The organism is Micromonospora sp. CMU55-4 (assembly GCF_011602315.1).
Taxonomy (GTDB): domain Bacteria; phylum Actinomycetota; class Actinomycetes; order Mycobacteriales; family Micromonosporaceae; genus Micromonospora; species Micromonospora chalcea.
Genome location: NZ_JAAOLH010000003.1, coordinates 455317 through 479268, shown reverse-complemented (window position 1 = coordinate 479268; position 23952 = coordinate 455317). Strand labels below are relative to the sequence as shown.

The window sequence follows — 23952 nt, the reverse complement described above, 5'->3', positions numbered from 1 at the left end:
GGCACTACGGGGTACGGTCGGCCGGCAGGCGCTCGGGCAGCCCGAGGCGCGGGAACTGGTCGGCGTGGAACGTGACGATCTCGGTGATCGCCCCGCCGGTGACGCGCAGGGCGTCGACGGTGAGCGGCAGGTACGCGCCGTCGCTCTCCTGCCACAGGTAGAACGCGACGGCGGGCTGCCGGTTCACGGCGGTGGGCACGGCCCGCATGCTGCCCAGGCTCTCGAAGCCGTCCGCGACCCAGTCGGCGACCACCGCGTCCCGGCCGATCTGCAGCCCCGGGGTGGGGGGCATCGAGCAGCGCACGTCGTCGCGCAGCATGGCGGCGAGAGCGGCGACGTCCTTGGCGACGGCGGCGTCGGTGAAGCGGCGTACCAGCTCGCGGGTGCGGGTGTCGGTCTCGTCGCCGGTCCAGTCCTGCCGCTGCGCGGGCAGGTGTTCCCGCATGCCGGCGCGGGCGCGCTGCAACGCGCTGTTCACCGAGTTGACCGAGTCGCCGAGCAGCTCCGCGACGTCCTTGGCCGGCCAGCCGAGCACGTCGCGCAGGATCAGCACGGCACGCGGGCGTGGCGCGAGGTGCTGCACCGCGACCAGGTACGCCAGCTCGATCGTCTCCCGCGCCACCGCGACGGCTTCCGGCTCGTCCGCGCCGGCCGCGGGCAGCTCGTCGAGCAGCCGGTCCGGGTAGGGCTGCAGCCACCGCACCTCGCCGCCGGTCGCGGGCTCGGGCCGGCACTTGGCCAGCAGGTCCAGGCAGGCGTTCGTGGCGATGCGGTACAGCCAGGCCCGGAACGTGGAGCGTCCGGCGAACGTCTCGCGCCGTCGCCAGGCGCGCAGGAACGTCTCCTGGACGGTGTCCTCGGCGTCCTCGAACGATCCGAGCATCCGGTAGCAGTGCACGTGCAGCTCCCGCCGGTGCCGCTGCGCCAGCCCGGCGAACGCCGGCTCGTCGACCTCACCCAGATCGCGTACGCCCAGCTCCGCCCGCCGTGGCTCCGCACCCATCACGTCATCCTCCCGCCTCGTCGTGGTCTGTCGCAGGTGTGACGGGTACGGGCGGGAAAACTCATCACCGCGCCGTCAGCTCGTGCGCGGCGCGTACATGATGATCGCGACGCCGACCAGGCAGATGGCCGCGCCGGCGAGGTCGTAGCGGTCGGGCCGGAACTTGTCGACGACCATGCCCCAGGCGAGCGACCCGGCGACGAACACGCCGCCGTAGGCGGCGAGGATGCGGCCGAAGTTCGGGTCCGGCTGGAACGTGGCGACGAATCCGTAGGCGCCGAGCGCGATCACCCCGGCGGCGACCCAGAGCAGGCCGCGGTTCTCCCGCCAGCCCTGCCACACCAGCCAGGCGCCGCCGATCTCGGCGAGCGCGGCGAGCAGGAACAGCAGGATGGACCGGACGACAGTCATGCGTCAGACCGTAGCCGGGCGCGAGGGTCGCGACGCCCGGCGCGGCGACACCTGCGGCCCGCCCGGTCCGCAGGCGTGATCACCGGCCGCCACCTGCGGCGACGTCGGGAATACGGCTGTGCTCGGCGGCCCGGCGGACTACCGTCACCGGAGTACGGGCCGACGCCGGACCAGGCGGCGCGTCCACGCCCCCGCCGTCGGCGTTGACGTGGCGGAAACGCCCGAGGGCGAGCATGGGTACGACGAAAGGGGCGGACATGACCGACGAGGTGACGTCGCAGGTCCCGCCGGACCCGGCTCCCGTGCTGAGCGCGCCCGCCGGCACCGGGCCGGTCGGACCGCCGAGCAGCCTGGACCTGTGGGCGCGTGCCCAGGTGCTGCACCGCTGCTTCGGCGACGACGACGGCGAACCGCACATCATGCGCGGCCTGGACTGACCACGCCGCTCAGCGCACCGTCACGCCGGCCCGCGCCAGCGTCTCCCACCAGGACGCGAGGTCCGGCACCGGCTCGGCGCGGGCGGTGAGCTCGTCCAGCCGCCGCAGTTGTTCCCTGCTCGGTGGCGGTGAGACGGTGGCGCCCACGCCGACCAGGGCGTACCGGTGGCCGCCGACGGTGAGCAGCATCGTGCCGAAGATCGTTCCCCGGGCCTCGACCTGCCCGACGGGCGCGGCGAACACCTCCGCGCCGCGCCGGTCGCCGGCCCGCAGCCAGCCCTCGTCGAGGGTCATCAGCACCGGCACGCACCGCAGGCCGTTCCAGAGGCTACGTCGCCAGTAGACAATTCCGGCGTACGACGGGTGCGGCTCCATCCCGGCGACGGTACCCGGGCCGATCCAGCGTGACCGGCGCGGGCGCCCGGGACGCCGTCGCCTGGTGAACGTTTCCCGGCGGCCGTGCGTGTGAGCCGGTGAGCATCACCGGCGTCCGCCGGGGGTACTGCTGCGGGACACGGGTACGAAAACCGGGAGGTCATGGTGGGGGACAGGGCGGGACGTCAGGGGCGCGGGCCGATCGCCGGGCTGGTGGTGGCCGCGCTGGTCGCGGCCGGCTGCATGGCCGGCGGCGTCGACCAGGGCGAGCCGCAGCAGCCCGCACCCCGCAGCAGCGGGCAGCCCGAGTCGCAGACCACCCGGGCGGACGGCACCACCAGCGTCGCCGAGTTCAAGCAGGACATCGAGGACGCGGTCCGGCTGGCCGAACGCTACTGGGCGCAGCAGTTCCGCGCCTCCGGTCAGCGGTTCACCCCGATCCGGCGGGTGGTGCCCTACAGCCGGGAGGGCGAGGTTGCCTGCGCCGGGCAGGCGCTGCCGCGCAACAACGCGGTGTACTGCTCCGCCGGCGACTTCATCGCCTACGACGTGAACTGGTCGGTGGCGGCGTTCCGGCAGATCGGCGACGCGTTCCTGTTCTACCTGCTCGGCCACGAGTACGCCCACGGCATGCAGGTGCGGCTGGGCATCCGCTACAACTTCACCATCCAGCAGGAGCTGCAGGCCGACTGCATGGCCGGGGCGTACCTCGGGGACAGCGTGCGCGCCGGGGTGCTGGAGCTGGAGGACGGCGACCTGGAGGAGTTCCGGGAAGGGCTGCTGGCGGTCGGCGACGACCCCGACCAGCCGTGGTTCGCCGAGGGCTCGCACGGCACCGCCGAGCAGCGCAGCGATTCGTTCTTCCGGGGATACGAGAAGTCGCTGGGCGCGTGCGGTCTCGGGTGATGCCGCGGGTCACCAGGGGCGGGGACGGTGACGGGCGGGCCCGGCGCGGCTGGCAGGATCGGCGGGGTACCCGTATCGAAGGAGGCCCCCGCTGAGCAGCAAGCACCCCGCCGCCGTGCTCTTCGACATGGACGGCACGCTGGTCGACAGCGAGAAGCTGTGGGACGTCGCGTTGCAGGAACTGGCCGCCGTGTACGGCGGTGTCCTGTCCGACGACGCCCGCCGCGCGATCGTCGGCACCGGGATGGCCGACGCCATGCGGATCGTGCACGACGACCTGGGCCAGCCGGAGCGGGACGTGCAGGAAAGCGCCGACTGGATCAGCGCCCGGATCCTGGAGCTGTTCCGCACCGGGCTGCGCTGGCGTCCGGGCGCGCTGGCGCTGCTGCGGGCGGTACGGGACGCCGGCATCCCCACCGCGCTGGTCACCTCCAGCGGCCGGTCCCTGGTCGAGGTGGCCCTGGACACGCTGGGCCGGGACAGCTTCGACGCGGTGGTCTGCGGCGACGAGGTGGACGCGGCCAAGCCGCACCCGGAGCCGTACCTGACCGCCGCGCGTCTGCTGGGCGTACCGGTCGAGCGGTGCGTGGCGATCGAGGACTCACCGACCGGCGTGGCGAGCGCGCTGGCAGCCGGTGCGGCGGTGCTGGCCGTTCCGGCCGAGGTGCCGCTGGCGCCCGCCGACGGGGTACACCAGATGGAGAGCCTGCTCGGGGCGGACCTGGAGCTGCTCGCGGCGCTGCTCAACCGTTAGGAAGGGCCCCTTCTTATGCACGAGGCGTTAAGAAGGGGCCCTTCCTTTCACGTCAGTCGTGGGCGATGGCGCCCAGGACGTTGATCCGCGCGGCGCGGATCGCCGGCAGCACCGCGGCGACCACGCCGATGATCGCGGCCAGGATCAGGAACGTCACCATCTGACCCCACGGCAGGATCAGGTCGGTGATGCCCTCGTCCTTGAGCGCCTCCACCACCGCCGCGCCGAGACCGGTGCCGACCACCACGCCGAGCAGCGCGCCGAAGATGGAGATCACCACCGCCTCGACCGTGATCATGCGCATGGTCTGGGCGCGGCGCAGGCCGATCGCCCGCAGCAGACCCAGCTCCCGGGTGCGTTCCAGCACCGACAGCGCGAGCGTGTTGATGATGCCCAGCACGGCGATCACGATGGCCAGCGCCAGCAGGATCTGGATCATCTGGAGCAGGGAGTCCAGCTGACCTGTCTGCTGCTCGATGAACCCGGCCCGGTCGGCCACCGACACCTCGGGGCTGTCCGCCAGCAGCCGCTCGATCTGCGGCTGCACCGCGTCCACCGACGTGCCGGGGGCGAGCTGCAGGAAACCCTGGATCGGCTGCGGGATGGCGAAGTCCGCCGTTGCCTGCGGCGGCAGCGTCACCGGGTTGGTCAGCTGTGAACTCTCGTAGATGCCGCTGACCGTGTAGGTGCGGGCGTCGCCACGGGACAGCTGCACCGGCACCGTCGAACCGACGCTGAGGTTGCGTGCCTTCGCGGTGTCCGAGCTGACCAGCATCTGGTCCGGCGCCAGCTTGCTGATGTCACCGGCGGCGGCCTTCGCCCCGAAGATCTGCTGCAGCGCGGCCACGTTGCTCGACACGGCCACCCAGGTCCGCTCGCCGCCGACCACTGCCATGTCGCCGTACTCGCCGTCGACCATCTGCACACCCGGGATCGCGGCGGCCTTCTCCAGGACCGCCGGGTCGAAGCTCGCCGGACGCGGCCCGGACGTGGACCCGGAGATCACCAGCTCCGCCTTGATGGTGTCCTCGGCCAGCGCGCCGATGCTGCCCTTGGCCGAGTCCAGGATCACCGTCACGCCGGTGACCAGGGCGATGCCCACCATCAGCGCGGCGGCCGTGATCGCGGTACGGCGCGGGTTGCGGCCCGAGTTGAGCCGGCCCAGCTTGCCCGGCACCGACCAGGAGAACATCGCGCCGAGCAGCGAGACCACCGGCCGGCTGATGATCGGGGTCAGCAGCGCCACCCCGATGAACGCGAACAGCACGCCGCCGAGGATGGTCGCCAGGGTGCTGTCGCCGGCGTGCCCGCCGAGACCGAGGAACAGCAGCACCGCGCCGATGCCGGTGACCACGGCACCGCCGATGGTGACCTTCGTCAGCGGCCGGTCCGGCGTGGCCACGTCCTGCATCGCGGCGATCGGCGGGATGCGCGAGGCGCGCAGCGCCGGCAGCAGCGCGGCGACCACAGTGATCAGCATGCCGACCGCGAACGCGCCGATCACCGCCGAGGCGGGCACGCCCAGCCCGGCCAGGGTGAGACCCCCGGCGAGCTGACCGAACAGGTACGCAAGCAGCGCGCCCACGCCGATGCCGGCGGCGAGCCCCAGCACCGAGGCGATCAGGCCGACCGCGAGCGCCTCCAGCACCACCGAGCCGATGACCTGCTTGCCGCTGGCCCCGATCGCGCGCATCAGGGCCAGCTCACGGGTGCGCTGCGCCACGATGATCGAGAACGTGTTGAGGATCAGGAACGTGCCGACCAGCAGCGCCACCGCGGCGAACCCGAGGAGGATCTTGTTGAAGAACGACAGCCCTTCCTTGAGGCCGGCCGAGGCGTCGGCGGCGAGTTGCTCGCCGGTCTTGACCTGGTAGTCGGCGCCCAGCGTGCGGGCCAGCTCGTCGCGCAGCGCGGCCGGCGTGGTGCCGTCGGCGGCCTGGACGCTGATGTTGCTGAACACGTCCGGCTTGCCCAGCATCAGCTGCTGCGCCACCGGGGTCGTGAAGTAGACCTCGTTCGCGCCACCGATCGAGTCCCGGCCGCCGCTGTAGCCGAACACGCCGACGAGCGTGAACTCCTTCTTCGGGGCGAGGGTCAGCACGCCGACCCGGTCGCCGACCTTGACCTTGCCCGCCTCGGCCAGCGCGGCGTTGATCACGATCTCGTCGTCGGCCTGCGGGCCGCGGCCCTCGCGCAGCTCCAGCAGGTCGCTCTCACCGAGCCAGTTCTGGCCCAGCTGCGGCGGGCCGAACGAGGTGACCACCTTGCCGTTGCTGCCGATCATCCGGGCGCCCTCGGCGGCCACCACGCCCTCGGCGTCGGCGACGCCGGGCACCGCCTTGACCCGGTCCAGCACCGACGCCGGCATCGGAGTGCTCAGCGGCATCCCCTCCGCCGTGGAGACGTCGATCTTCGGCTTGGCCTCGACGCTCACGTCGACCTCGGCGTACGCGTCGGCGAAGACCGCGTCGAAGGACCGCCCGAGCGTGTCGGTGAGCACGAACGCGCCGGAGACGAACATGACGCCGAGCACCACCGCCAGCCCGGACAGCAGCAGGCGCAGCTTGCGCGCCAGCAGGCTCTTGAGCGTTGCCCGCAGCATCAGTTGCCCACCTCGACCGGGGCGTCCAGCTTCTTCATCGTGTCCAGCACCGTCTCGGCGGTCGGCTCGATCAACTCCGAGACGATCTGCCCGTCGGCGAGGAAGACCACCCGGTCGGCGTACGCGGCGGCGGTCGGGTCGTGCGTGACCATGACGATGGTCTGGCCGTGCTCGCGTACCGAGTTGCGCAGGAACTTCAGCACCTCGGCGCCGGAGCGGGAGTCCAGGTTGCCGGTCGGCTCGTCCGCGAAGATCACCTCGGGGCGGGCCACGAGCGCCCGGGCGCACGCCACGCGCTGCTGCTGGCCACCGGAGAGCTGCGCCGGGCGGTGCCCGAGCCGGTCCCGCAGGCCGACCGTGTCGATCACGACGTCGTACCAGGCCGGGTCGGGCTTGCGCCCGGCGATCGACAGCGGCAGCAGGATGTTCTCCTGCGCGGTGAGCGTCGGCAGCAGGTTGAACTGCTGGAAGATGAAGCCGACCTTGTCCCGGCGCAGCTTCGTCAGACCGGCGTCGTTGAGACCGGTCACAGTGGTGTCGCCGATCATCACGGTGCCCTTGGTCACCGTGTCCAGACCCGCGAGGCAGTGCATCAGTGTGGACTTCCCGGAACCCGACGGCCCCATGATCGCGGTGAACCGGCCGCGCTCGAACTCGGCGCTCACCCCCCGCAGCGCGGCGACCTGCGCCTCGCCGCTGCCGTACACCTTCCACACATCGTTCGCCCGGGCCGCGGCCTGCTCTTGGCCTACCGTCGCGGTCACGTCATGTACCTCTTCCGTCTGTCGTTCTCAATGCCGCACCGCCCCCGCTGGTCGGTGCGGCGGAATCCATCCTCGGGGTCGCGAGCCCGAAAGCCCTCCGACCTGGGGTGGAATCCGTGCCGATCTTCCGGTGAGGGTCGACCCCCATCCGGGCTCAGGGTGACCCCTGACCGGCAGGCGACGCCGACGCTAGAGCCTCACCCGGCGTGATGGTCAACACATCAGCCCCGCCGCTGGTCACGGTAGGTGACCCGCGCCACCTCACCGCCCCGGACGAACCAGACCCGTCTCGTACGCGAGCACGACCGCCTGAACCCGGTCGCGCAACCGTAGCTTCGTCAGCACGTGCCCGACATGGGTTTTCACAGTCGTCTCGCTGACCGACAGCACCCGGGCGATCTCCGCGTTGGACAGACCGCGCGCCATGTGGGTGAGCACCTCCCGCTCCCGGTCGGTCAGCGGGTCCAGCGCCCGCGCCGGCGCGGCGGCCGGATCGGGCAGCAGCTCGGCGAAGCGGTCCAGCAGCCGGCGCAGGATGCGCGGGGACATCGCCGCGTCCCCGGCCGCCACCGTGCGGATCGCCGCGACCAGGTCCTCAGCCGGCACATCCTTGGTCAGGAACCCGCTGGCGCCGGCCCGCAGCGCCCCGACGACGTGTTCGTCCTGCTCGAACGTGGTGAGCACCAGCACCCGCACCGGTAGCCGCGCGGACACGATCGCGCGCGTCGCGGTCACCCCGTCCATCCGCGGCATCCGGATGTCCATCAGCACCACGTCGGGCAGCAGCCGCCGCGCCAGGTCCACCGCCTCCGCGCCGTCGCCGGCCTCACCCACCACGTCCAGGTCGTCCTCCGCGCCCAGCACCATCCGGAATCCGGTACGCAGCAGCGGCTGGTCGTCGGCGAGCAGAACCCGCACCGGCCGGGACACGGCGCCGTCGGTCATGCGTCCCCCTCGTCGTCCGGGCGGCGGTCCGGCCGGGACCCGTCGGCGCCGGCACGCGCGCGATCCGCCCGGCGTGAGCCGGGCCGCGGTAACCACCGTAGAGGGCGCTGGCCGTGCGGTCGCCGATCAGGCCGCCCCGATCCCGCAGGTTGGCCGGGCTCCGCGCGCTCAGGCCCGCGCGGGATCGCAGGCGCTCTGCGCGCCGGGTCCGCGCGGATCGTGGGCGGTCTGTGTGCCGGGCTCGCTGGCGCTCCACGGTGGCCCGGCACCGCGATCGTTCGTGGGACGATCCGATACCCGATTCGTCCCACGGCGACCCGGCGCCGGATCCACCCAGCTCGGGGAGCGCCGCGCGCCGCGCTCGGCGAACCCGTCCCGGCTGGTGGTGCACGCCCGCACGCATGATCGACTCCACTGCGCCGAGGTGGCTGCATCCCACCCCCGTCGACCCCACCACCTCGCCGATGTGGTGCGCGTGCCCGGTCATCCCCGACCGGAAGGGCCGGCGGCGGGGGCGGGCGGTCAGTTCTACCACCACCGAGCAGGCCACCGCGGTGTGGTCGGTCCCCTCCACGGCGCTCTGCCCGCCTCGGGCGGGAGCGGAGGTTACTCGTCGGCGCCGGGCGCCACCGGGCGGGAGCGGGCGTCCACCAGCGGGTCGGGCGCGGCGGCGGCCACCGGGAACGGCGGCGGCGTGCCGCCGTAGCTCGGGCACAGCGCCTGGTGGCTGCACCAGTCGCACAGGCGGCTCGGGCGGGGCCGGAAGTCCTGCCGGGCGGTGGCCTGCTCGATCGCCCGCCACAGCGCCACCACTGTGCGCTCGAAGCGCACCAGCTCGTCGGCGTCGGGGGCGTAGTCGCAGACCTCGGCGTCCTTGAGGTAGAGCAGGCGCAGCACCCGCGGCACCACGCCCCGGGTGCGCCACAGCACCAGGGCGTAGAACTTGAGCTGGAACAGCGCCCGCGCCTCGAACGCCTCGCGCGGCGCGCCGCCGGTCTTGTAGTCGACCACTCGCAGCGCGCCGTCGGGCGCCACGTCGAGCCGGTCGAGATAACCCCGGATGAGCAGTTCGTCGTCCACCACCGCGGAGATCAGCGCCTCGCGCTCGGCCGGCTCCAAGCGGCGTGGGTCCTCCACCGCGAAGTAGCCGTCCAGCAGCGCCGTCGCCGACCGGAGGAACTCCTGCGGACCGGCGGTGTCGCCGTCGGCGAACAGCGAGGCCAGCTCCGGCTCCTCGGTGACCAGCCGGTCCCACTGCGGCGCGACCAGATCACCGGCCGACTCCGGGGTGCGCGCGGCGGCCGGAAGGTCGAACAGCCGCTCCAGCACGGCGTGCACGAGCGTGCCCCGGGCCTGCTCGACAGTCGGCCGCTCGGGCAGCCGGTCGATGCTGCGGAACCGGTAGAGCAGCGGGCAGGTCTTGAAGTCGGCCGCCCGGGACGGCGACAGCGACGCCCGCACCGTGACCGGCGCCGGTGCCGTCTGGTCGCCGTGGCTGTCGATCATCGGTTCCGCCGTCATGCCCGGAAGGTTAGGCCACGCCTGTGACACCGCCACCGTCGCCGCACCGGAGCATGATCGGATCTCCCTCTCAGTGACCGCGGCGGCCCGCCGCGCACGCTCACGTAGCATCGGGCCGGTGCAGCAGCGGAACCGAGGACCCCGCCGGCCGGGGCTCAGCCTCGGCCGGGTGCTCGGGGTGCCGCTGCGCGTCGACGCCTCGATGCTGCTGCTCACCGTCGTCGTCACGGTGCTGTACGCGGCGCTGGCCCGCCGCCAGCTCGACCTCGGCCCGCTCGGCGGCTACCTGGTCGGGTTCGGCTTCGTGGTCTCGCTGCTCGGCTCGGTGCTGCTGCACGAGCTGGGGCACGCGCTGACCGCCCGCCGCTACGGCATCGGTGTGCGCGGGATCACGCTGGAACTGCTCGGCGGGTACACCGAGATGGACCGCGACGCACCCACGCCGCGGATCGAGCTGCTGATCTCGCTGGCCGGGCCGGCCGTGTCCGCCGTACTCGGCGCCGGCGCGGTCGCCGCCACCCTCGCGTTGCCCGCCGGCACTCTCGGCCACCAGCTCGCCTTCCAGCTCGCGGTCAGCAACGTCGTGGTGGCGATCTTCAACAGCCTGCCCGGTCTGCCGCTGGACGGCGGGCGGGCGCTGCGCGCCGCGGTGTGGGCGCTCACCCGCGACCGGCACCGCGGCACCGAGGTGGCCGGCTGGGTCGGCCGGGCCGTCGCGCTGGGCACGCTGGCGCTGGTCGTGGTGCTCACCATGCGCCGGGCGCTGGCCCCGCTGGCCCTGCCGCTGCTGCTGCTCGTCGCGCTGACGCTGTGGCGCGGCGCCGGCCAGTCCATCCGGCTGGCCCGTATCGGCCGCCGGCTGCACCTGGTCGACCTGGCCCGGCTGGCCCGCCCGCTGCTGCCGGTGCCCACCGGCACGCCGCTGGCCGAGGCCCAGCGCCGCCGCGACGAGGCGGCCACCCCGCACGCGGCGCTGGGCGTCATCGACTCCGCCGGCCGTACCGTCGCTGTGGTCGACCCGGCGCGCGCCGCCGCCGTACCCCCGGAACGGAGGCCGTGGGTCGCGGTGGACGAGGTGGCCCGCGACCTGTCCGCGGTGCCGGCCCTGCCGGTCGGCGCGGACGGCGAGCGGGTCCTGGAGACCGTACGCACCCACCCGGGCGCGCAGTACGTCGTGACGGCAGGCGAAGATGTGGTCGGCGTGCTGCATATCGCGGATCTCGCCCAGCTCCTGGAACCCAAACGGAAGACGAACACGTGACCGTAGAGATCTCCACCGTCCCGGCGTTGCCCCCGGTCCACCGCGGGCCGTTCCGGCCGGGCGACCGGGTCCAGCTGACCGACCCCAAGGGCCGGATGCACACCGTGACGCTGGAGCCCGGCAAGGAGTTCCACACCCACCGGGGGATCCTCAAGCACGACACCCTGATCGGCCTGCCCGACGGCAGCGTGGTCACCACCGCCGGCGGCGGCACCGCGTTCCTGGCGCTGCGGCCGCTGCTGTCGGACTACGTGCTCTCCATGCCGCGGGGCGCCCAGGTGATCTACCCGAAGGACTCGGCGCAGATCGTCGCCATGGGCGACATCTTCCCCGGCGCCAAGGTGCTGGAGGCCGGCGCCGGGTCCGGCGCGCTGTCCTGCTCGCTGCTGCGGGCCGTCGGCACCGAGGGCGAGCTGCACTCGTTCGAGCTGCGCGACGACTTCGCCCAGATCGCCCGCCGCAACGTGGAGGCGTTCTTCAACGGCCCGCACCCGGCCTGGAACCTGCACGTCGGCGACGTCGCCGACTGCGCCGAGACCGGTTTCGACCGGATCATCCTGGACATGCTGACGCCGTGGGAGATGCTCGACATGGTCGAGCGGGCGCTGGTGCCCGGCGGCGTGCTGATCGGCTACGTGGCCACCACGCCGCAGCTGTCCGAGCTGGTCGAGGCGCTGCGCGAGCGTGGCGGCTGGACCGAGCCGCGCGCCTGGGAGTCGCTGGTGCGCGACTGGCACGCCGAAGGGCTGGCGGTCCGCCCGGACCACCGGATGATCGCCCACACCGCGTTCCTGGTCTCCGCCCGCAAGCTCGCCCCCGGGGTCACCGCGCCGCCGCGCCGCCGCAAGCCCAGCAAGGGCGCCGAGGCGTACGCGCAGCGCCGCGACGCCCTGCGCGCCGCCGCCGCGGCCCGCGCGGAGCAGGAGCCGCAGGAGTCCTGACCCCCGACGCGCGGGCGCGCGCGTACGGGCGGATCATGTGTGCCGGTGGGCACGACACCTGAGCGGGTGGAGACGGTGGCATGAGCGAGCGGATCGGGGCGCGCGTCGGGCGGCGCGCCCGTGCCGGTGACCTGGACCGGTGGCAGCACGGCGGCGCGGCCCGGTGGGAGGCGGCGTGAGCAACCCCGGTTACGGCAACGGTGACCTGCCCGCCGTCTTCCCGGACTGGTCGCCCTACACCGACCTGGAGTCGGCCGCCCGCGCGTACCTGCGCGACCCGGACATCGCGCTGGAGGCGCTCGACGGCGTGCTGCGCGGCGCCTCCGTGCTCGGCTTCACGCTGGAACGGTTCGTCAACGAGGTGAACGGCGTGTGGCAGGAGGTCGTCGTCTGCGACGGCAGCCGGCTGGTGCTCTGGCACGGCGAGGACGTGCCGCCGGGGGAGGGGCCGCCCGGCGCGATGACCTCGTCGCTGCGGGTGGTGCCGCTGTCGACAGTCACCGAGGTCGGCTGCCGGCGGCGGCTCATGCGGGCCGAGAACGGCACCGTACGGGTCGACAGCATCGACGTGTACCTGCTGCTCAGCTCCCTGGACGAGGCGCCGCCCAGCGACGAGGTGGCGGGCGCGCCCCGGCACGACGCGCTGCGTTTCGGCAAGACCCTCGACGACGGCGGGGCGGGGCAGATCGCCCGGCTGGAGGAGTTCGCCCGGCTGGTCGCCTCGGTGGTCGGCCGGCCCCTGCTCTGAGGCGGACGAACGGCGGGCCGGGGACGTGTGGTCCCCGGCCCGCCGTGCAGCTGTCCGGGCCTCAGTCGTCGGCCTCCGGGCCGGCCACCTCCACGCCGTCGCTGCCGCGCACCACGTGGATGCACTCGCCCGGGCACTCCTTCGCCGAGTCGATCACCTCGAGGCGCAGGTGCTCCGGCACGTCCACCCGGGCGCCGGGGGCCTGCCGCAGCTCGCCGTCGGGGCCCTTGACGTACGCCAGGCCGTCGACGTCGAACTCGAAGACCTCCGGCGCGTACTGCACGCAGAGCCCGTCACCGGTGCAGAGGTCCTGGTCGACCCAGACCTGCAACTGGTCGGTCGCGACGTCGGTCACGAAGCACCCCCCATGTTCTCCCGTCCCACGCTCCGACGGTACCCGAACGCCCGTACCCACCCCGCGACCAGCCCTTCGCGATCAAGCTTCGGTGACGAGCGCGTTGCTGTGGACCGAATCGGGCTCATAGCGGCTAGTGTTAGGTCAGAACGTTCAAGCCCCCCGGGGAGGTGGGACGTGGCACGCAGCGACGACGCGGACTCGCGCGCCGCACGGTGGGAAAAGGAAGCCCACGATCTCTCCACGCAGGTCGCGTTCCTGCAAGAGGAACTCGCTCTGGTGCGGCGCAAGTTGACCGAAAGCCCTCGACACGTCCGGCAGCTCGAAGAGCGGCTGGCGGCCACCCAGGCCCAGTTGGCGCGGCTGACCGAGAACAACGAACGGCTCGTGAGCACCCTCAAGGAGGCTCGCGCGCAGATCGTGACGCTCAAGGAGGAGATCGACCGGCTCGCCCAGCCACCGAGTGGCTACGGCGTCTTCCTGGCCAAGCACGACGACGGCACGGTGGACGTGTTCACCGGCGGGCGCAAGCTCCGGGTGGCGGTCTCGCCGTCGCTGGAGGCCGACGAGCTGCGCCGTGGCCAGGAGGTCCTGCTCAACGACGCGCTCAACATCGTCGACGCGTTCGGTTTCGAGCGGGTCGGCGAGGTCGTGATGCTCAAGGAGATCCTGGCGGGCCCGGACGGCGCGCCGGGTGACCGGGCGCTCGTGGTGTCGCACTCCGACGAGGAGCGGATCGTGCACCTCGCCGAGACCCTGATCGGCAGCGCGATCCGGGCCGGCGACTCGCTCATGATCGAGCCCCGCTCGGCGTACGCCTACGAGCGGATCCCGAAGAGCGAGGTCGAGGAACTGGTCCTGGAGGAGGTGCCCGACGTCAACTACGAGGACATCGGTGGCCTCCAGGCGCAGATCGAGCAGATCCGCGACGCGGTGGAGCTGCCCTTCCTGCACTCCGACCTGTTCCGTGAGCACCAGCTCCGGCCGCCGAAGGGCATCCTGCTCTACGGTCCGCCCGGCTGCGGTAAGACGCTGATCGCCAAGGCGGTGGCCAACTCGCTGGCCAAGAAGATCGCCGAGCGGGAGGGCAAGGAGCGGCACACCAGCTTCTTCCTCAACATCAAGGGCCCGGAGCTGCTCAACAAGTACGTCGGCGAGACCGAGCGGCACATCCGGCTGATCTTCCAGCGGGCGCGGGAGAAGGCCGGTGAGGGCACTCCGGTGATCGTGTTCTTCGACGAGATGGACTCCGTGTTCCGCACCCGCGGCTCCGGCGTCTCCTCGGACGTGGAGAACACCATCGTCCCGCAGCTGCTCAGCGAGATCGACGGCGTGGAGGGCCTGGAGAACGTCATCGTCATCGGCGCCTCCAACCGGGAAGACATGATCGACCCGGCGATCCTGCGTCCCGGCCGGCTCGACGTGAAGATCAAGATCGAGCGGCCGGACGCCGAGGCGGCGAAGGACATCTTCTCCAAGTACATCCTCGCCGGCCTGCCGCTGCACGCTGACGACCTGGCCGAACACGGCGGCGACGCCCAGGCCACCGTCGCGGCGATGATCGACGCGGTGGTCCTGCGGATGTACTCCGAGACCGAGGAGAACCGCTTCCTCGAGGTCACCTACGCCAACGGCGACAAGGAAGTCCTCTACTTCAAGGACTTCAACTCCGGCGCGATGATCCAGAACATCGTCGACCGGGGCAAGAAGATGGCCATCAAGGAGTTCCTCACCTCCGGCCGCAAGGGGCTGCGCCTGCAGCACCTGCTCGACGCCTGCGTCGACGAGTTCCGGGAGAACGAGGACCTGCCCAACACCACCAACCCCGACGACTGGGCGCGCATCTCCGGCAAGAAGGGCGAGCGGATCGTCTACATCCGCACGCTCGTCTCCGGCGGCAAGGGCGCCGAGGCCGGACGGTCCATCGAGACCGCCAGCAACACCGGCCAGTACCTGTAGTCCGACCCTGCGACGAAGGCCCGTGGCGCACCCGCCACGGGCCTTCGCGCGTACTCAGGGAAGCCGCCACACCGGACCCGGCGCTGCCGCCACGCCCCCTCGGCGCGTCACGCCGACTACGCTCGACATGACGGGGACCGGGACGGCGAGCGGGAGCGGGCAGGTCGATGAGCGTCAGAAGGATCATGGGCACCGAGGTCGAGTACGGCATCTCCGTGCCCGGTCAGGCCGGAGCCAACCCGATGGTCACCTCCTCCCAGGTGGTAAACGCCTACGGGGCGCGGCCGGAACTCAACCGGGGCGGCCGGGCCCGCTGGGACTACGAGGAGGAGTCGCCACTGCGCGACGCGCGCGGGTTCACCTACTCCGGCGCCGCGTACGACCCGGCCGAGGCGCTCGCCGACGAGGACCTCGGCCTCGCCAACGTCATACTCACCAACGGCGCGCGGCTCTACGTCGACCACGCCCACCCGGAATACTCCACGCCCGAGGTGACCAACCCCCTCGACGTGGTCCGGTGGGACAAGGCGGGGGAGCGGGTGATGGCCGAGGCGGCCCGGCGGGCGGCGACCATCCCGGGCACCCAGCCGATCCACCTGTACAAGAACAACACCGACAACAAGGGCGCCAGCTACGGCGCGCACGAGAACTACCTGATGCGCCGGCAGACGCCGTTCGCCGACATCGTGGCGTACCTGACGCCGTTCTTCGTCACCCGGCAGATCGTCTGCGGCGCCGGGCGGGTCGGCATCGGCCAGGACGGCGGCCAGACCGGTTTCCAGATCTCCCAGCGGGCCGACTTCTTCGAGGTCGAGGTGGGGCTGGAGACGACGCTCAAGCGGCCCATCATCAACACCCGCGACGAGCCGCACGCCGACGCCGACAAGTACCGCCGGCTGCACGTCATCATCGGCGACGCCAACCTCTCCGAGATCTCCACGTTCCTCAAGGTCGGCACCACCGCGCTGATCCTCACCATGATCGAGGAGAAGGCGCTCGGCGCGGACCTGGGCATCGCCGACCCGGTGGGGGAGCTGCGCGCGGTCAGCCACGACCCGTCGCTGAAGCACCTGATGCGGATGCGCGACGGCCGCAAGCTCACCGCGCTGGACGTGCAGTGGGCGTACCTGGAACGGGTCAGCTCCTTCGTGGACGACCGCTACGGCAAGGACGTGGACGCGCAGACCGCCGACGTGCTGCGCCGCTGGGAGAGCGTGCTGGACCGGCTCGGCCGCGACGCGTTCGAGTGCGCAGACGAGCTGGACTGGGTGGCGAAGCTGCGGCTGCTGGAGGGCTACCGGGAGCGGGAGAAGCTCGGCTGGGGCTCGCACAAGCTGCAGCTGGTCGACCTGCAGTACTCCGACGTGCGGCCGGAGAAGGGCCTCTACCACCGCCTGGTGCAGCGTGGCTCGATGAAGACGATGCTCAGCGACGAGCAGACCCGCACCGCGATGACCGAGCCGCCGGAGGACACCCGGGCCTACTTCCGGGGCCGCTGCCTGGCGCAGTACGCCTCCGAGGTGGTCGCCGCGAGCTGGGACTCGGTCATCTTCGACGTGGGCCGGGAGTCGCTGGTGCGGGTGCCGATGATGGAACCCGAGCGGGGCACCCGGGCGCACGTCGGTGAGCTGTTCGACCGCTGCGAGAGCGCCAAGGATCTGCTGGAGACGCTCACCGGCGGGTGACCCGGATGCCGGAAGGCCCGTCGGGTGCCGGAACCGGGCGCGCGGCGGGCCTTTCGTCGCTCCCGCGAGGTAAGTTGATCGCAGGCGATCGTGGAGGAGGCACCACCATGGCGACCCAAGAGGGTGGGCAGACCCAGTCCGGCAAGTCCCGCGAGGAGGTCGACGAGGTCACCGCGGAGGCGAACCCCGAGGTGGCCGAGCGGCACGCCGAGATCACCGAGGACGTCGACGACCTGCTCGACGAGATCGACTCCGTCCTGGAGGAGAACGCAGAGGAGTTCGTGAGGGGATATGTGCAGAAGGGGGGTCAATGAGTCTTATGTCCGATTTGCCTGAGGCTTCGGACAAGCTTTGCCCCCAGTGCCGCCGCTCGCTTCCCGCGTCGGCGTTCCACCGTAATCGGCGTCGTCCAGACGGGCTGGCGTTCTACTGCAAGACGTGTGCCGCTGCTCGCTCAGAGGCGAGTCGCCGGAAACGTGGCATCGCGCCGCAGCGAAGGGCTGCCGTGCCGGTAGCCGACGGCCTCAAGTGGTGCCCCGACTGCGAGCAGATCAAGCCCGTTGACGATTTCCCCCGAACGACCAACGCCAGCGGTCGGCACAGCTACTGCAAGCCGTGCCACATCGCCCGCGGTAACGAGACGAAGCAGCGACTCTACGGCGGCAATCGCGAGTACCACCTGCGCCGCCGCTACGGGGTCGGGGAGAAGGAGTTCCAGGAGCTCCTGACCGAGCAGGGCGGCGTCTGCGCGATCTGTCGGCGCCCCGATCCGGAACATCTGGACCACGATCATCGCACCGGATGGGTGCGCGGGATACTCTGCTTCAACTGCAACGGTGGTCTTGGCCAGTTCAAGGACAACGCCGAAGTCCTGGCCAGGGCGATCACGTACCTGAGAGGAACCACGTGGCAGCGGGTTTTGATCCATCCGGGCGTCTTCCAGATGTGTTCACCAACGCGGGGACGTCCTCCTTCACAGCGTTCCTGAGCAAGGTGGCCCCCGAGATGCTGCCCGGCCGTCGGCCGCTGCCGCCCGGCATGGCCGCCGACATGGCGCCGCACGCGACCACCATCGTGGCCATCTCGGCCGCCGGTGGCGTGGTCATGGCCGGCGACCGGCGCGCCACGATGGGCAACCTGATCGCCCAGCGCGACATCGAGAAGGTGCACCCGGCCGACGCGTACTCGCTGGTCGGCATCGCGGGCACCGCGGGCATCGGCATCGAGCTGATGCGACTGTTCCAGGTGGAGCTGGAGCACTACGAGAAGATCGAGGGCGCGATGCTCTCGCTCGACGGCAAGGCCAACCGGCTCGCCTCGATGATCCGCGGCAACCTGGGCGCGGCCATGCAGGGCCTGGCCGTGGTCCCGCTGTTCGCCGGTTTCGACCTGGCGGCGAGCGACCCGGCGCGGGCCGGGCGGATCTTCAGCTTCGACGTGACCGGCGGCCCGTACGAGGAGACCGGCTACGACGCGATCGGCTCCGGCTCGCTCTTCGCCAAGTCGGCGCTGAAGAAGCGGTTCCGGACCGGCCTGTCGGTCGAGGACGCGACGCGGCTGGCGGTCGAGGCGCTCTACGACGCGGCGGACGACGACACCGCCACCGGCGGCCCGGACCTGACCCGGCGGATCTACCCGGTCGTGATGAGCGCTACCGCCGAGGGCACCCACCGGCTCACCGACGCCGAGACGGCGGCGATCGCGGAGAGCGTGGTGGCCGGCCGGATGGAGAACCCCGGCGGCTGACCCCGCTTCCCGTCCACCGACTCAGCAGTCCCGCACCATCAGGTCCGAAGGAGAACCGCCGCCGTGGCCATGCAGTTCTACGCCTCGCCCGAGCAGATCATGCGCGACCGCTCCGAGCTGGCCCGCAAGGGCATCGCCCGGGGCCGCAGCGCGGTGGTCCTGAGCTACGCCGGCGGGGTGCTCTTCGTCGCCGAGAACCTGTCCAGCACGCTGCACAAGGTCAGCGAGATCTACGACCGGATCGGCTTCGCCGCCGTCGGCCGGTACAACGAGTTCGAGAACCTGCGTCGCGCGGGCGTGCGGATGGCCGACCTCAACGGCCTGAGCTACGACCGGCGGGACGTGACCGGCCTGGCGCTCGCGAACGCGTACGCGCAGACGCTGGGCGCGATCTTCACCGAGCAGTCGAAGCCGTTCGAGGTGGAGATCTGCGTGGCCGAGGTGGGCGCCACGCCCGAGGACGACTCCCTCTACCGGGTGACCTACGACGGTTCGGTGAACGACGAGCCGGGCCGGATGGCGATGGGCGGCCAGGCCGAGGCGATCAGCGGGGTGCTGAAGAACGAGCACCGGCCGGAGATGTCGCTGTCGGAGGCGGTCCGCGCCGCCATGAAGGCGCTGAGCAGCGTCGGCGGCGAGGGCGGCGCGGCCCGCACGATCGCCGCGAACCAGCTGGAGGTGGCGGTCCTGGACCGGCGCCGGGTGGGGCGTACGTTCCGGCGGGTCACCGGCGCGGCGCTGACCGCGCTGCTGAACGGCGAGGCCGAGGGGGACGTCGCCCCGGCGCCGGGCCAGGCGAAGACGCCAACAGTGCCCACGGAGGAAGCGAAGAAGCCGACCACGTCGGCGGGCTCGGCCGATCTGGAGGGCAACGCGGAGGACAAGCCCGCCGAGTGACACCTACGCGAAAGACCCCGTCGCCGCGTCGCGGTGGCGGGGTCTTTCGCGTACGGGAGGCCGCCGGCTTTGCGGTCCGCGCGGGGGAGATCGCAACCGGTGAGCGTCGGCGATGCCCATCGGAGGCTCCGGGCGGCTAATGTCTCATCATGGAGCGGCGAATCTTCGGCCTCGAAACCGAGTACGGCGTCACCTGCACCTATCGCGGGCAACGCCGACTGTCCCCCGACGAGGTCGCGCGGTACCTGTTCCGGCGGGTGGTGTCGTGGGGCCGGTCGAGCAACGTGTTCCTGCGCAACGGCGCCCGTCTCTATCTGGACGTGGGCTCGCACCCGGAGTACGCGACTCCGGAGTGCGACTCGGTGACCGACCTGGTGGCGCACGACCGGGCCGGTGAGCGGATCCTGGAGGGGCTGCTCGTCGACGCGGAGAAGCGGCTGCACGACGAGGGCATCGCGGGTGAGATCTACCTGTTCAAGAACAACACCGACTCGGCCGGCAACTCGTACGGCTGCCACGAGAACTACCTGGTGTCCCGGCACGGTGAGTTCGGCCGGCTCGCCGACGTGCTCATCCCGTTCCTGGTCACCCGGCAGTTGATCTGCGGCGCGGGCAAGGTGCTGCAGACGCCGCGCGGCGCGGTCTACTGCCTGTCGCAGCGGGCCGAGCACATCTGGGAGGGCGTCTCGTCGGCGACCACCCGCAGCCGGCCGATCATCAACACCCGGGACGAGCCGCACGCGGACGCGGAGCGGTACCGCCGGCTGCACGTGATCGTCGGTGACTCGAACATGAACGAGGTCACCACGCTGCTGAAGGTCGGCACCGCCGACATCGTGCTGCGGATGATCGAGGCGGGCGTGGTGATGCGGGACCTCACGCTGGAGAACCCGATCCGGGCGATCCGCGAGGTGTCGCACGACATCACCGGCCGGCGCAAGGTGCGGCTGGCCGCCGGCAAGGAGGTCTCGGCGCTGGAGATCCAGCAGGAATACCTGGCCAAGGCGACGGAGTTCGTGGAGCGCCGGGGTGGTGACCAGACCGCGAAGCGGGTGGTCGACCTGTGGGGGCGGGTGCTGCGCGCGGTCGAGACCGGCGACCTGGACCCGGTGGCCCGGGAGATCGACTGGGTCACGAAGCTGAAGCTGATCGAGCGGTACCAGCGCAAGCACGACCTGCCGCTGTCGCACCCGCGGGTGGCGCAGATGGATCTGGCGTACCACGACCTGCGGCGTGGGCGCGGCCTGTACGGGCTGCTGGAGCGTCGCCGCGAGGTGGACCGGGTGGCCACGGACCCGGAGATCTTCGAGGCGAAGGAGACGCCGCCGCAGACCACCCGGGCGCGGCTGCGCGGCGAGTTCATCCGGCACGCCCAGGAGAAGCGGCGTGACTTCACGGTGGACTGGGTGCACCTGAAGCTGAACGACCAGGCGCAGCGCACGGTGCTGTGCAAGGACCCGTTCCGGGCCTACGACGAGCGGGTGGAGCGCCTGATCGCCAGCATGTGACCGCCCACGGGCGGCCGGTGCCCGGCACCGGCCGCCCGTGGCACGGGTAGGCTGTCGTCGCGATGAACACTTCCGAATCCGCCGGTCGCCCCGACCGTGAGACGTCCTCCGGCCGCGACGGCGGCGAGAAGCTCAACTGGATCGATCGCCGCCGGGAGAAGATCCGGGCCGAGATCGAGCGCAACCGGCGCGGTGACTACACGGTCCCGACGTGGGTGCTGGCGGCGGCGCTGGTGCTGATCGTCGGCGGGTGGCTGGCGTTGATCCTGCTGCTCGGCTGAGTTCGGCTCAGTTGTACGGCATCCGGGGGAACCAGCCGAAGCCGAACATGGCCGGCACCCGGATGTCCCAGTAGATGACGGTGAAGACGCCGAGCGCGACGAGCAGCGCTCCGGTGACGGCGGCGGCGCGGCGGGGGTCCGCCATCCAGGCGAGGAAGCGTCCGCGGCTGATCGCCACGGCCAGGGCGAAGACGGCCGTGACGAGCAGGATGTTCCCGAGGGACTGCAGCGTGAACGCCAGCGCCCCGTAGAGCGGGTTGCCGGTGTCGACGGCCCAGTGGAACAGCTTGTTGAACATCGGGTAGGGGCGGCCGACGAGGAACCCGCCGACGAGCGCGCCGATGGTGATCACCCGGGCGACGGGCCGGTGCGCGAAGATGTCCGGCACGAGCTTGAGCGCGGCGAGCCCGAGGTAGGTGAGGGCGAGTCCGATGACGCCGAAGACGACCGAGGACTGGATGAGGCGTACCGGGACGGTGCCGACCGTCTCGGTGGACAGCTGGGGCAGCCGGTCGCCGAGCAGGACGCCGATGATGCCGTAGGCGGCCGAGACGACGACCATGCCGAGCGCGAGCCAGCCGACCGGGCGCAGCAGGGCGCGCAGCGCGGACCGGGTGCCGCCGGCGGGGTCGGCGCCGGAGACCTGGCTCATCGGCCCGACCGAGGCCGCCACGGCGATGTTGCAGGCGGTGAAGGTGCCGGCGAAGCCGGAGACGAAGGCGAAGAGCATCCCGGCGACGGCGCCGGTGATGGCGGTCTCCTTGGCGTCGTGGCCGAGCACGGTGTTGGCGACGTTGTCGCCGATGACCTTGTCGACGAGCTCGAAGGACCACAGGACGGCCAGCAGCACGCCGGCTGCCGCGCTGATCAGGGCGAGTCGGAGGGGATGCGGCGGGCGGTGGGTGGAGATCCTGGCGTCGGGGGCCGCGTTCGGGAGTTGTCGCAGTGCCATGGGGGGTCGCCTCCTAACGGCGGCCAGCCGCGTTTCCCGCGCGGCTGCCTGGCGCGGACGGCGGTGACGGGATGGCCGGAGTCGATTTCCCGGACAGTATGGGGAGGCCGCGCAGGGCCCTGGTTCTTCGATCATGCTGACCTGTCTCCGGTGTCTGGCCCGGGCGGCGGGGGTGGCGGCACTCTGGACGGCGGGCCGCCGGCGTGACCGGGCCGGCACGGACAGGGGAGCGTGACGTCATCGCACACATCGATCTCGGGCTGGACGAGAAGGCCTATCCGGGCATCCAGGGGCCGCTGCGGTTCCGCCCGGAGACGGCGAAGCCGCTGGGCGAGCTGGCGGAGGTGCTGTTGCGCGCTCCGCATCCCACCTTGACGCCGGGGGAGCGGGAGCTGATCGCGGCGTACGTCTCCGGCCTCAACGACTGCGACTTCTGCTGTTCGTCACACGCGGCGTTCGCCGCCGCGCAGCTGCCCACGGGGATGGAGTTCGTCGACCGGGTGCGCGCGGACGTGGCGACCGCGCCGGTCGGCGCGAAGCTGCGGGCGCTGCTGCACATCGCCGCCGCGGTCCGGCGCAGCGGCCGGGAGGTCACCACCGAGCTGGTGGAGGCGGCACGCGCGGAGGGCGCCACCGACCTGGAGATCCACGACACGGTGCTGATCGCGGCGGCGTTCTGCATGTTCAACCGCTACGTCGACGGGCTGGGCACGTGGACGCCGCAGGATCCCGAGGTGTTCGCGCGGGCCGCAGACCACCTGGTCGCGAACGGCTACCTGGCGATCTGAGGGCGGCGGGGCTCAGCCCAGCAGGCGGGCCGCGTGGCGGCCGGCGGCAGCGGCGGCCAGGAAGTAGGCGTGGTCGGCGTCCAGGCCCCGGCCCATCGTGGACAGGCCGACCGGGCCGGCCCGCAGAGCCGCGTCGAGGCCGTCGGTGGGCACTGTGACGATCGTGTGCCGGTCGGCCAGCGGCGCGAGCGCCGCGGCGACCTCCGCCGCGAGGGCGGGGTCGAGGCCGTCCGGCACCACCAGCCCCGCGGGGGCCAGCGCGACCCGGCCGTACGCGGTCAGGCTGTGGTGGGAGACGCCACGGTGCCGGGGCCGGGCGTCGGCGTCGGAGATGCGCAGCGAGCCGACCGGGCGCCCGCCCAGCGTGGCGACCGCGTTGACGGCTTCGCCGACGGCGACGCCGGAGAAGCCCCAGCGGGTGCCGGTGCCGAGGTTGCCGGGGCCCTGGGCGACGATCGTCAGGTCCGCGCCGAGTACGTGCCGGGCGGCGAGCAGGCCGCTGTGCAGCGTGCTCGCCTCCAGGTCGCCGCCGAACGCCTGACCCACGCTCACCGTGCCCACGAGGTGCCCGGCCAGGCCGGCCAGGGTGCGGGAGAACCAGGCGGGCAGCGCCCCGCCGTCGGTGAGCACGTACGCGACCCGGGCGTCGGGCGCGTCGGCGCGTACCCCGGCCAGGATCGCCGGCAGCGCGGAGTGCAGGTCGGCGGTGACCACCGGCATGCCGTCGACCGACTCGGCGGCTGCGAGCAGTTCGTGGTGCGGCGACGCCTCCTCGTCCACGCCCAGCAGGATCGGCTGCAGCGGCGTGTAGCGGGCCTTGACCAGGTGCCCGGCGTCGCGGCTGTCGCCGGCCTGCGGCGGGTCGGCGGGCAGCCGGTCGGGCAGCGCGACGACCAGCGCGTAGCCGCCGGTGCCGAGGCCCATCAGCAGCGCCCCGGCGTTGAGCAGCACCCGGTCGCCGGGCTCGGGCTCGCCGACCAGCGCCGGGTAGGCCAGGGCGCGCATCCGGACGCCGTCGGGCAGGTCGACGTCGAGTTCGACGGCGCCGGCCCATCGTCGCCGTACCGCCGTGACCGTGCCGGACCGCCATCGCACCATGCGGTGCACGGTATC

The 23952-nt window shown here is 72.2% G+C and carries 26 protein-coding genes; 15 read left to right on the top strand and 11 right to left on the bottom strand.

Annotated elements, in window-relative coordinates; genetic code table 11:
• Window positions 1-4: 4 nt before the first annotated feature.
• The 3 genes from HA073_RS08305 to HA073_RS08295 all read right to left on the bottom strand — a co-directional run bounded on the left by HA073_RS08305 (window position 5) and on the right by HA073_RS08295 (window position 1673).
• Complete coding sequence (locus HA073_RS08305) at window positions 5-1006, bottom strand: RNA polymerase subunit sigma-70 (protein ID WP_375336226.1); 1002 nt, start codon at window positions 1004-1006, stop codon at window positions 5-7.
• A gap of 72 nt (window positions 1007-1078) precedes the next feature.
• On the bottom strand, window positions 1079-1414 hold the full coding sequence (locus HA073_RS08300; protein WP_166456053.1) for a YnfA family protein: 336 nt from the start codon (window positions 1412-1414) through the stop codon (window positions 1079-1081).
• Window positions 1415-1493: 79 nt separating this feature from the next.
• Window positions 1494-1673: a hypothetical protein gene (locus HA073_RS08295; protein ID WP_147265157.1), complete on the bottom strand. Its 180-nt coding sequence runs from the start codon at window positions 1671-1673 to the stop codon at window positions 1494-1496.
• Here HA073_RS08295 and HA073_RS08290 point away from each other — a divergent pair.
• Window positions 1672-1851 carry a hypothetical protein gene (locus HA073_RS08290; protein ID WP_043324402.1) on the top strand — a complete coding sequence of 60 codons (180 nt, stop codon included), beginning with the start codon at window positions 1672-1674 and terminating at the stop codon, window positions 1849-1851. The two genes, HA073_RS08295 and HA073_RS08290, sit on opposite strands and share 2 nt — an antisense overlap.
• Before the next feature lie 9 nt (window positions 1852-1860).
• Here HA073_RS08290 and HA073_RS08285 read toward each other — a convergent pair whose 3' ends face one another.
• Entirely contained in the window at window positions 1861-2226 is a 366-nt protein-coding gene (locus tag HA073_RS08285) for a hypothetical protein (RefSeq protein WP_166456052.1), read from the bottom strand.
• Window positions 2227-2391: 165 nt separating this feature from the next.
• On the opposite strand from HA073_RS08285, the gene HA073_RS08280 reads away from it, so the two are divergent.
• Both HA073_RS08280 and HA073_RS08275 read left to right on the top strand, forming a co-directional pair.
• The gene (locus tag HA073_RS08280; RefSeq protein WP_166456112.1) at window positions 2392-3132 is read left to right on the top strand and encodes a neutral zinc metallopeptidase; all 741 of its coding nucleotides are present in this window, start codon (window positions 2392-2394) and stop codon (window positions 3130-3132) included.
• A gap of 115 nt (window positions 3133-3247) precedes the next feature.
• Window positions 3248-3886 (top strand): HAD family phosphatase, encoded by a 639-nt coding sequence (locus HA073_RS08275; RefSeq protein ID WP_104112479.1) that lies wholly within the window; start codon window positions 3248-3250, stop codon window positions 3884-3886.
• A gap of 52 nt (window positions 3887-3938) precedes the next feature.
• Here HA073_RS08275 and HA073_RS08270 read toward each other — a convergent pair whose 3' ends face one another.
• From HA073_RS08270 to HA073_RS08255, 4 genes are all read right to left on the bottom strand, one after another.
• Window positions 3939-6488, bottom strand: coding sequence for an ABC transporter permease (locus HA073_RS08270; RefSeq protein WP_064446105.1), 2550 nt, complete (start codon window positions 6486-6488; stop codon window positions 3939-3941).
• The gene (locus HA073_RS08265) at window positions 6488-7252 is read right to left on the bottom strand and encodes an ABC transporter ATP-binding protein (RefSeq protein ID WP_104112477.1); all 765 of its coding nucleotides are present in this window, start codon (window positions 7250-7252) and stop codon (window positions 6488-6490) included. Before HA073_RS08265 ends, HA073_RS08270 begins: the two co-directional genes overlap by 1 nt.
• Window positions 7253-7513: 261 nt before the next feature.
• Complete coding sequence (locus HA073_RS08260) at window positions 7514-8197, bottom strand: response regulator transcription factor (RefSeq protein WP_064446104.1); 684 nt, start codon at window positions 8195-8197, stop codon at window positions 7514-7516.
• 606 nt (window positions 8198-8803) lie between these two features.
• Window positions 8804-9718, bottom strand: a complete 915-nt coding sequence (locus tag HA073_RS08255) for a PD-(D/E)XK nuclease family protein (RefSeq protein ID WP_043324392.1) — start codon at window positions 9716-9718, stop codon at window positions 8804-8806.
• Window positions 9719-9836: 118 nt separating this feature from the next.
• Between HA073_RS08255 and HA073_RS08250 the strand changes: the two genes are divergently transcribed.
• From HA073_RS08250 to HA073_RS08240, 3 genes are all read left to right on the top strand, one after another.
• Window positions 9837-10979, top strand: coding sequence for a M50 family metallopeptidase (locus tag HA073_RS08250; protein ID WP_375336225.1), 1143 nt, complete (start codon window positions 9837-9839; stop codon window positions 10977-10979).
• Entirely contained in the window at window positions 10976-11920 is a 945-nt protein-coding gene (locus HA073_RS08245; protein ID WP_043324388.1) for a tRNA (adenine-N1)-methyltransferase, read from the top strand. Before HA073_RS08250 ends, HA073_RS08245 begins: the two co-directional genes overlap by 4 nt.
• A 175-nt stretch (window positions 11921-12095) precedes the next feature.
• Window positions 12096-12668, top strand: a complete 573-nt coding sequence (locus tag HA073_RS08240) for a hypothetical protein (protein ID WP_043330176.1) — start codon at window positions 12096-12098, stop codon at window positions 12666-12668.
• A 61-nt stretch (window positions 12669-12729) separates the two neighbouring features.
• Here HA073_RS08240 and HA073_RS08235 read toward each other — a convergent pair whose 3' ends face one another.
• Window positions 12730-13023 (bottom strand): ferredoxin, encoded by a 294-nt coding sequence (locus HA073_RS08235; RefSeq protein ID WP_043324386.1) that lies wholly within the window; start codon window positions 13021-13023, stop codon window positions 12730-12732.
• A gap of 177 nt (window positions 13024-13200) precedes the next feature.
• Here HA073_RS08235 and arc point away from each other — a divergent pair, with 177 nt between their 5' ends.
• The 8 genes from arc (at window position 13201) to HA073_RS08195 (ending at window position 21099) form a co-directional block, all read left to right on the top strand.
• Entirely contained in the window at window positions 13201-14982 is a 1782-nt protein-coding gene (gene arc / locus HA073_RS08230) for a proteasome ATPase (protein WP_043324384.1), read from the top strand.
• A gap of 167 nt (window positions 14983-15149) precedes the next feature.
• Window positions 15150-16667, top strand: a complete 1518-nt coding sequence (gene dop / locus HA073_RS08225; protein WP_036344014.1) for a depupylase/deamidase Dop — start codon at window positions 15150-15152, stop codon at window positions 16665-16667.
• A gap of 107 nt (window positions 16668-16774) precedes the next feature.
• Window positions 16775-16981 (top strand): ubiquitin-like protein Pup, encoded by a 207-nt coding sequence (locus tag HA073_RS08220; protein ID WP_030504127.1) that lies wholly within the window; start codon window positions 16775-16777, stop codon window positions 16979-16981.
• Window positions 16982-17172: 191 nt separating this feature from the next.
• Window positions 17173-17655 carry an endonuclease VII domain-containing protein gene (locus HA073_RS08215; protein WP_104112475.1) on the top strand — a complete coding sequence of 161 codons (483 nt, stop codon included), beginning with the start codon at window positions 17173-17175 and terminating at the stop codon, window positions 17653-17655.
• The gene (prcB, locus tag HA073_RS08210) at window positions 17574-18413 is read left to right on the top strand and encodes a proteasome subunit beta (protein ID WP_309227996.1); all 840 of its coding nucleotides are present in this window, start codon (window positions 17574-17576) and stop codon (window positions 18411-18413) included. Before HA073_RS08215 ends, prcB begins: the two co-directional genes overlap by 82 nt.
• Window positions 18414-18476: 63 nt before the next feature.
• Window positions 18477-19310: a proteasome subunit alpha gene (gene prcA, locus HA073_RS08205; RefSeq protein WP_113973697.1), complete on the top strand. Its 834-nt coding sequence runs from the start codon at window positions 18477-18479 to the stop codon at window positions 19308-19310.
• 149 nt (window positions 19311-19459) lie between these two features.
• Window positions 19460-20818 carry a Pup--protein ligase gene (gene pafA / locus HA073_RS08200; RefSeq protein ID WP_030504131.1) on the top strand — a complete coding sequence of 453 codons (1359 nt, stop codon included), beginning with the start codon at window positions 19460-19462 and terminating at the stop codon, window positions 20816-20818.
• A 62-nt stretch (window positions 20819-20880) separates the two neighbouring features.
• Window positions 20881-21099: a hypothetical protein gene (locus tag HA073_RS08195; RefSeq protein WP_030504132.1), complete on the top strand. Its 219-nt coding sequence runs from the start codon at window positions 20881-20883 to the stop codon at window positions 21097-21099.
• A gap of 7 nt (window positions 21100-21106) precedes the next feature.
• Here HA073_RS08195 and HA073_RS08190 read toward each other — a convergent pair whose 3' ends face one another.
• Window positions 21107-22051 carry a hypothetical protein gene (locus tag HA073_RS08190; protein WP_166456048.1) on the bottom strand — a complete coding sequence of 315 codons (945 nt, stop codon included), beginning with the start codon at window positions 22049-22051 and terminating at the stop codon, window positions 21107-21109.
• A gap of 239 nt (window positions 22052-22290) precedes the next feature.
• Here HA073_RS08190 and HA073_RS08185 point away from each other — a divergent pair, with 239 nt between their 5' ends.
• Window positions 22291-22839, top strand: a complete 549-nt coding sequence (locus HA073_RS08185) for a carboxymuconolactone decarboxylase family protein (protein ID WP_043330172.1) — start codon at window positions 22291-22293, stop codon at window positions 22837-22839.
• Window positions 22840-22851: 12 nt separating this feature from the next.
• Here HA073_RS08185 and HA073_RS08180 read toward each other — a convergent pair whose 3' ends face one another.
• Entirely contained in the window at window positions 22852-23937 is a 1086-nt protein-coding gene (locus HA073_RS08180; RefSeq protein WP_166456047.1) for a DUF3866 family protein, read from the bottom strand.
• Window positions 23938-23952: the final 15 nt, after the last annotated feature.

Bases quoted from the DNA above. Each gene is read 5' to 3' on its own strand.
- HA073_RS08195 (WP_030504132.1), top strand. From the start codon at position 20,881: ATGAACACTTCCGAATCCGCCGGTCGCCCCGACCGTGAGACGTCCTCC.
- dop (WP_036344014.1), top strand. From the start codon at position 15,150: ATGAGCGTCAGAAGGATCATGGGCACCGAGGTCGAGTACGGCATCTCC.
- HA073_RS08300 (WP_166456053.1), bottom strand. From the start codon at position 1,414: ATGACTGTCGTCCGGTCCATCCTGCTGTTCCTGCTCGCCGCGCTCGCC.
- HA073_RS08255 (WP_043324392.1), bottom strand. From the start codon at position 9,718: ATGACGGCGGAACCGATGATCGACAGCCACGGCGACCAGACGGCACCG.
- HA073_RS08290 (WP_043324402.1), top strand. From the start codon at position 1,672: ATGACCGACGAGGTGACGTCGCAGGTCCCGCCGGACCCGGCTCCCGTG.
- HA073_RS08180 (WP_166456047.1), bottom strand. From the start codon at position 23,937: ATGGTGCGATGGCGGTCCGGCACGGTCACGGCGGTACGGCGACGATGG.
- HA073_RS08260 (WP_064446104.1), bottom strand. From the start codon at position 8,197: ATGACCGACGGCGCCGTGTCCCGGCCGGTGCGGGTTCTGCTCGCCGAC.
- HA073_RS08270 (WP_064446105.1), bottom strand. From the start codon at position 6,488: ATGCTGCGGGCAACGCTCAAGAGCCTGCTGGCGCGCAAGCTGCGCCTG.
- pafA (WP_030504131.1), top strand. From the start codon at position 19,460: ATGGAGCGGCGAATCTTCGGCCTCGAAACCGAGTACGGCGTCACCTGC.
- HA073_RS08285 (WP_166456052.1), bottom strand. From the start codon at position 2,226: ATGGAGCCGCACCCGTCGTACGCCGGAATTGTCTACTGGCGACGTAGC.
- HA073_RS08220 (WP_030504127.1), top strand. From the start codon at position 16,775: ATGGCGACCCAAGAGGGTGGGCAGACCCAGTCCGGCAAGTCCCGCGAG.
- HA073_RS08190 (WP_166456048.1), bottom strand. From the start codon at position 22,051: ATGGCACTGCGACAACTCCCGAACGCGGCCCCCGACGCCAGGATCTCC.
- HA073_RS08295 (WP_147265157.1), bottom strand. From the start codon at position 1,673: ATGTCCGCCCCTTTCGTCGTACCCATGCTCGCCCTCGGGCGTTTCCGC.